The 6408-nt window shown below is 60.1% G+C and carries 7 protein-coding genes; 2 read left to right on the forward strand and 5 right to left on the reverse strand.

The window, feature by feature from the left end; all coding sequences use genetic code 11:
• The coding region (locus BLR85_RS27385) for a transposase (RefSeq protein WP_139188592.1) at window positions 1–230 on the reverse strand (230 nt) is incomplete at its 3' end.
• A 55-nt stretch (window positions 231–285) separates the two neighbouring features.
• On the opposite strand from BLR85_RS27385, the gene BLR85_RS27390 reads away from it, so the two are divergent.
• Both BLR85_RS27390 and BLR85_RS27395 read left to right on the forward strand, forming a co-directional pair.
• Complete coding sequence (locus tag BLR85_RS27390; RefSeq protein WP_093164882.1) at window positions 286–957, forward strand: DUF3604 domain-containing protein; 672 nt, start codon at window positions 286–288, stop codon at window positions 955–957.
• Between the two features lie 44 nt (window positions 958–1001).
• Window positions 1002–1418 (forward strand): DUF1330 domain-containing protein, encoded by a 417-nt coding sequence (locus tag BLR85_RS27395; protein WP_093164885.1) that lies wholly within the window; start codon window positions 1002–1004, stop codon window positions 1416–1418.
• A gap of 65 nt (window positions 1419–1483) precedes the next feature.
• Here BLR85_RS27395 and BLR85_RS27400 read toward each other — a convergent pair whose 3' ends face one another.
• The 4 genes from BLR85_RS27400 to BLR85_RS29710 all read right to left on the reverse strand — a co-directional run.
• Window positions 1484–2044, reverse strand: a complete 561-nt coding sequence (locus tag BLR85_RS27400) for an MFS transporter (protein WP_093164887.1) — start codon at window positions 2042–2044, stop codon at window positions 1484–1486.
• Between the two features lie 69 nt (window positions 2045–2113).
• Window positions 2114–3460, reverse strand: coding sequence for a DUF7986 domain-containing protein (locus BLR85_RS27405; RefSeq protein WP_093164890.1), 1347 nt, complete (start codon window positions 3458–3460; stop codon window positions 2114–2116).
• A gap of 294 nt (window positions 3461–3754) precedes the next feature.
• On the reverse strand, window positions 3755–5794 hold the full coding sequence (locus BLR85_RS27410; protein WP_093164892.1) for an ATP-dependent helicase: 2040 nt from the start codon (window positions 5792–5794) through the stop codon (window positions 3755–3757).
• 380 nt (window positions 5795–6174) lie between these two features.
• The coding region (locus tag BLR85_RS29710; protein ID WP_212635183.1) for a Rossmann-fold NAD(P)-binding domain-containing protein at window positions 6175–6408 on the reverse strand (234 nt) is incomplete at its 5' end.

Genomic DNA, 6408 nt, shown 5'->3' on the forward strand with positions numbered 1-6408 from the left:
CCAGCCAGCCGCCGCTTCCCGGCTTCAAGAAATTCCTTCGACCAGGCGTAGTACAGGCTCTCGGCGATCCCCTCACGGCGGCAAAGCGCGGCGATACTTTCCTCGCCACGAAGACCAGCCAGCACGATGCGGATCTTCTCTTCCGATGAGTAATGCTTGCGAGTCTTCCGCTTGATCCCCCTGACCAGCCTGTCAGCGGAATCCTTCGATGTTCCGGGTTTCTTGTTCATCTTCGCTCCTTATCAGCTTCGATGAACCAGAACCCTCCGTTGCTCAAACCCCTAAATCTCTCCGTCGGGTGCTGACGTCAGACACGCGGGGGTCTGGGCCACCGAGAACACGCGCGAAGCCTTGTGGGATGCAATGAAGCGCAAGGAAGTCTACGGCACCACCGGGCCACGCATGCTGGTGCGCTTCTTCGGTGGCTGGGATTTCACAGAGGCGGATGCCAGCACCCGCAGGCCAGCTGAAGTCGGCTATGAAAAGGGTGTGCCAATGGGCGGAGATCTCAGCAATGCGCCCGAGGGCAAGTCTCCGACCTTCCTGATCGCCGCGCTCAAGGATCCCATCGGGGCCAACCTCGACCGCTACCAGATCGTCAAGGGCTGGATGGACGCCGAAGGCGCGTTGCACGAGAAGGTCTACGACGTCGTCTGGGGAGGTGATCGCCAGCCCGGATCGGACGGCAAGCTGCCTCCGGTCGGCAACACGGTGGATATGGCCGCAGCCACCTGGACCAACACCATCGGCGCCACCGAACTGATCACGGTGTGGGAAGATCCGGACTTCGATCCGGCGCAGAAGGCGTTTTACTATGGCCGCGTGATCGAGATCCCTACCCCGCGTTGGACCGCGTACGATGCTAAGTTCTTCGGACTGCAGAACGTTGATCCGGAGGTTCAGATGATAGCTCAGGAACGCGCCTACACATCACCGATCTGGTACACGCCGGACTAAGCCGCTTGGGCAATAAGGCGGCTTGAACAAGAGGGAAGAAAGCAATGAAGACCGGATTGGTGTACGCTATTGGCCTCGTGGCCGCCTTTGCCCTCGGACAGGTGTCCGCGAACCGGCAGAGCGACGTAGCGCATGCCCAAACAAGCTCGGCTGTAAAGGCTGCATATCTGATCGGCGCCAAAAGCCCCATTCAGGCGCCCCCCGAAAACATGGCCAAGTATCGCGACGTGGCCATCCCTCTTGCACAGCAGGCTGGCCTGGAATTGCTTGGAGCGGGCATTGCGGGAAGCACGTTGCAGGTCTTGGAGGGCAAGTGGCCCTACGAAGGCCAGGTGGTCGTCGAGCGCTACAATTCGATGGAGGCACTCTTGGACTTCTGGAATGCCGCCGATTACCAGCAACTTCGGCAACAAATGCTCACCGAGGCGAACTTCATCATCGCCGTCGAAGCTGTGAAGTAGGGTTGGACGGGTGGTCGCCCTAAAATGCTGCGACCTCTTCTCGGACGAAGAGTGCTACAACTACTTCAAGGCTTCAGGCTATGAGGCCAATTTCGCACGATACGCTTTAGTCGGCGCCCTGCCCCGCTGCAAGCCTGGTTCCTCTGATGGTGTTGTCTAATCGCTTTTGTCGCGTCAACACCAAAGAAGGTACTCCAGAGCGTCATCGCCGCCGCCCGATGCTGTGGCGCAGATACCTGTCCGATGAGAGTCGGCGCTGCGACCACGATAACAAGATGCGAGGCGCCTTCGATCACTCGGCTGACAAGCAGGATCGGTAAAGACGGCATCAGTGCCTGGATACAGGAAATCAATCCCCCAAGGAGCAGAGCGGGGATCAGCATGCGCCGAAAACCGAGGCGTGTTACGATCAATCCGGCAAATAGCCCGAGCCCGATGCCGAGGAAACTGATGAGCGAAACCAGGAAACCGAGCCCCACGCCAGCCTCAGGGTAGATGTCCTGTAGAAACGAGAACTGCACCGAGATCTTGGCAAATTGCCCCGCCGCGCCCAACCCCGCGGCCCAGAGCGCCAGCACCAGTCCGACAGGTGTTCGTTCGTGTTCCATGTTGTCACTTTCGGACATCAATGCTGCATCGAGAAATGGCCTATCCAGACGACAAACCGCTGTCCGCCCGCGTCTCAGATGGCCCAATCAGCGCCTTTCCCTCTCGAGACCAAGCTCCTCCCAAATCCATCTGAAGTCGTAATCGGCCAAGGGCGTGCCGGCCCGGTTCGCGCTACGGTTCTCGATCAGCTTCAGCCATTCGACGACCTTCTTGCGGCCCGCGGCACTGCGCACCGATTGGCGAGGGGTCTTGCCACCAAGGGCAGGTATGGGCTGGTTGAGCGTATCGCGGTAGTGCTGGTCCAATTGTTGGTGAATGATCTGGCGGGCGATGTCCGGCGGGATTTCCTCCTCGTCCGAGCCGTTGTCAATTTGATCTCGGTTTGCCATCACTTGGTCAACAGTTTGAATAGCACTCAATGGCCGTTTCAGCAGATCCTTAAGACTTTCCATGATCAGGATTTCGCCCCGTTCCGCCCGCGAAGCAGAGTTGACGGAAAGGATAAGCGCTTTTCCCTTGAGTTCCAGCGTTCCCAAAACGGTGTTGCCGGAATTCATTTGAGCAACGACGAGACCGCCCGTGGGTCGGTTATTTCGTTCGTCCTCTGGCGCCAGCCAGTTCCAGGCCTTGGGCCCCGCAGGTTGGATTGCCGGCATCTCTGCAAGGCGCGTCATCACATCTTTCTGAACCACACCCTTGGCAAAAGGAAAACGCAGGTCGTGAAACAGCAGTTCGTCTCCCTCAGCATTGGCAAGCTGCATTGGTTCGGGGTCGAGAGCCCCGGGCAGACTCTCGAATAGCCAGGCATTGGAAAAGAGCGGTGCGCATTGGCGTAATTGATCGGCCGAAAGACGCAGTTTCTTGCGTTTCCCGAGATTCAAAGCGTCCCGCAACACCTCGGCCAGGAGGTCGCTTGCATCCGGCGTAAACGGCAGCAAAGCACCGGAAATAACGTGGTGGTCTCCCTGTGGAACGACGCGCACGGCGATCCTGTCCCAGGGTTTCAGCATCCTGGTTGCACTTTTCTCGCGGACCATGACAGGCGCGGAACCGGTCAGCAGATCACGCACCAACATGGACTTTCCCGGTTCGATCTTACTCACCTCGTATAGGCTGACCGGCGCATCCCGCAGCCCTTCGATGTAGGCCCGGTTTGAATCCGTTTCGCTTCCACCTTTTCGCTTGAGGTATACATCAACGAAGTTCTGCCCGTCCGGTTCATAGAAACGGCCAAGAAAATCCTCGAAGGCAGCCCCCCACAGGACCATCGGCCAGGTTTCCCCAAGGATGTCCCCCAACTCCTCGAAGTCGACCTCGAACTCTTCCATGGCAGGCAGCAGGTGTTCGTCCATGACATCTGCCAACCGTTCACGCCACAGGTCGTCGCTGCCGACAAAACCGATTAGTCCGTCGAGGTCGTTGCGGGTCCCCACGAATGAATGCCTCCCATCTCCGTAATTTCTACAGAACTATCGTGGATCTGGATAATGGGCCAGATGCGGAACCCGGAAGCCTCCGCCAAGAGGGTCATTTTTCACCGTCGTGATCGCAATAAAGATAAGACGTTCTGATCCAGTTCAGGATCCGTTCACAATTCGACCAGGTCACTTCAGAGTTCAGCAGTCGCGCCCTTAAACGTTCATTGGCGACCTGAGACTGAAAAACCCGCCACGCAACATGACCTGCCCCGTCCTCTACCTGTCAGGTCGGCACCGAACGCGAGCGCGTCACCCCCACATCTGGCGCATGCTCGCGGCAACGTCGATGGACCCAGGCGCCGGCCGCGCCTGCGAGTCGCCCTGCGTCGGCGACCAGTGTCGCGCATCGAACCGATCCAGGATGTCTTTCGGAATGAATCGTGTCCGCATTGCGTAGACATGCCGATCGCCGTTGCGGCCCTGGTTCTGCACGTAGAACCGTAGCGGCAAGCCCAGCGTCAGCTGGTCCTTCGCCCGCGTCATCGCGACATAGAGAAGACGCCGTTCCTCCTCCAGTTCATGTGTGGAGCCGGTGCCGAGATCAGACGGGATGCAGCCATCGACCGCGTTCAGAAGGTAGACCGACTTCCATTCCTGTCCCTTGGCCGAGTGGATTGTGGACAGTATCAGGTAGTCCTCGTCCTTCAGAGGCGGCCCGGCAAGATCGCTGGTGGCGTCGGGCGGGTCGAGGGTCAGATCGGTCAGAAATGCCTCGGCGGACTGGTAGCCTGCCGCAATCTGTTCCAATTGCAGCAGGTCGGCACGGCGGGCCTCGGCATCCTCGTGAATCCGTTCGAGATGCGGATCGTACCAGGTGCGGGCAAGGCCGAGGGCGGCGGGCCAGGGTGCCGGCGTGGTCATTGCCTCTACAAAACCAGCCCAGTCTGCTCCCGCACGCGCAGGTGGAGCAACGTCCGCAAAGGCTGCCCTCGGATCGGAGGCGAGGTCGAGCGCATCGAGGATTCGTCCTGCAGCCTTGGGCCCGACACCCGGGATGAGTTGCAACACGCGGAAGCCAGCCACCCTGTCGCGCGAGTTGCGGGCCAACCGCAGGAAGGACAGGAGATCCTTGACATGGGCGCTGTCGAGAAACTTCAGCCCACCGAATTTAACGTAAGGCACGTTGCGACGGGTCAGTTCTGCTTCGAGTTGAGCCGCGTGGCTGGAGGTACGGAACAGCACCGCCTGGTCCTTCAGCCGGGTGCCCGTCTCGCGATCCTCGAGGATCCGGTCCACGACGTAACGCGCCTGATCTGCCTCGGTGTTGACGGTCACGAGACGGGGTTTCCGGTCAGAGGCACGCTCGGTCCAGAGGTTCTTCGTGAACCGTTCCCGCGCGAGACCGATCACGGCATTCGCGGCGTCCAGGATTGGCCGGGCGGAGCGGTAGTTCCGGTCGAGCGTGATGACATTCGCGGGCGGCGCAAAATTGGATGGAAAGTCGAGAATGTTGCGCACGGTTGCGGCCCGAAAGGCATAGATCGACTGGGCATCATCCCCGACAACGGTCAACCCGCGGCCATCCGGCTTCAATGCCTTGAGGATGCGGGCCTGCAGCCGGTTGGTGTCCTGGTACTCGTCGACCAGCACATGATCCCAGGAAGCTCCGATATGAGCGGCGAAGCCGGCATCGGCCATGACCTGCGCCCAGGCGAGCAGAAGATCGTCGTAGTCGAGCACGTTCTGCTCCTGCTTTGCGGAGACGTAGGAACCGAAGAGTTTCTTCAGCTCGACCTCCCATTGAGCGCACCATGGGTAGTGGTCACGCAACACGTCAGCCAGGGGGGCTTCGGCGTTCACCGCACGGGAGTAGATGGAAAGGCACGTGCCCTTGGCGGGAAACCGGCTCTCGGTCTTCGAGAACCCGAGGCCGTGGCGACAGAGGTTCATGAGATCGGCGCTGTCTTCCCGGTCATGGATCGAGAATTCCGGGTGCAGGCCGATCGACAGGGCATGTTCCCTCAAGATCCGCGCGCCGATGCCGTGGAAGGTGCCCGCCCAGGTCAGTGCCTGGGCCGCGACGGCCGTTCCCATGGCCTGTGCCGTGATCCGCTCGACCCGCCGAGCAAGCTCGGTGGCGGCGCGGCGGGAGAAGGTCATCAGCAGAATTCGCCTCGGGTCGGCCCCCTTGACGATCAGGTGCGCGACCCGGTGCGCCAGCGTGCTGGTCTTGCCCGACCCGGCACCGGCGATCACCAGCAGCGGCGGCGAGATCCCGTCACCGACGCCAAACTCCACGGCCGCGCGTTGATTGTCGTTCAGTTTGTCCAGATAGCCTGCCCCTGCCATGTCGTGCCTCGCGCCGATGGTGTTTTTCGGCAGGATAGCGCGGCAGGAACATAATGAGAACTTCTATCTGTGGAACTCAGCGTCAGCAGCGATCTACGCGAAGGGCGTCAGACCAGAATACCCTTGTCTCCTTCCAAATCTCGATTGCCGCGTTGAAAACGCAATATTGCCAGACTTCGCGTGCAAAATAGACTGGCGGAAGTAATTCCGCACCTCCCTGTTGGACTGGCCGGCGCTCAAGCGCCGGCCTTTTTTAGCATATTCCCGCAATGCTCTCTCATTTCAGCCGATGCTTGCATAAGTGCGCGGCAGCGACCGAAAACCATACCAACTCCAGTGGAATTGGTGAGCCGTCCCCCACACGTTCAGACCATGAGATCTCAGTCGCCGGAATACGGAGGGCTTCCCGGTTCGCGGTAGCGGTCCAGCGGGCTGCGTTTTGCGTCGCTGCCAAAGTAGTGTCCGCTGCCCGCCGTCTTCCCGAACAAGAGGAAGATCGGCGTGTTGGCTCCCTCCCGAGGTGACTTCATGCCCAGTTCTTCTGGCGACTTCCCGCGTCCGCTCGCATAGGAGCGGGTCAGGTCCGTTGCGATGAAGCCGGGCGTACAGGCATT

The organism is Aliiruegeria lutimaris (assembly GCF_900099935.1).
Lineage (GTDB): Bacteria > Pseudomonadota > Alphaproteobacteria > Rhodobacterales > Rhodobacteraceae > Tropicimonas > Tropicimonas lutimaris.

Bases quoted from the DNA above. Each gene is read 5' to 3' on its own strand.
- BLR85_RS27395 (WP_093164885.1), top strand. From the start codon at position 1,002: ATGAAGACCGGATTGGTGTACGCTATTGGCCTCGTGGCCGCCTTTGCC.
- BLR85_RS27400 (WP_093164887.1), bottom strand. From the start codon at position 2,044: ATGTCCGAAAGTGACAACATGGAACACGAACGAACACCTGTCGGACTG.
- BLR85_RS27410 (WP_093164892.1), bottom strand. From the start codon at position 5,794: ATGGCAGGGGCAGGCTATCTGGACAAACTGAACGACAATCAACGCGCG.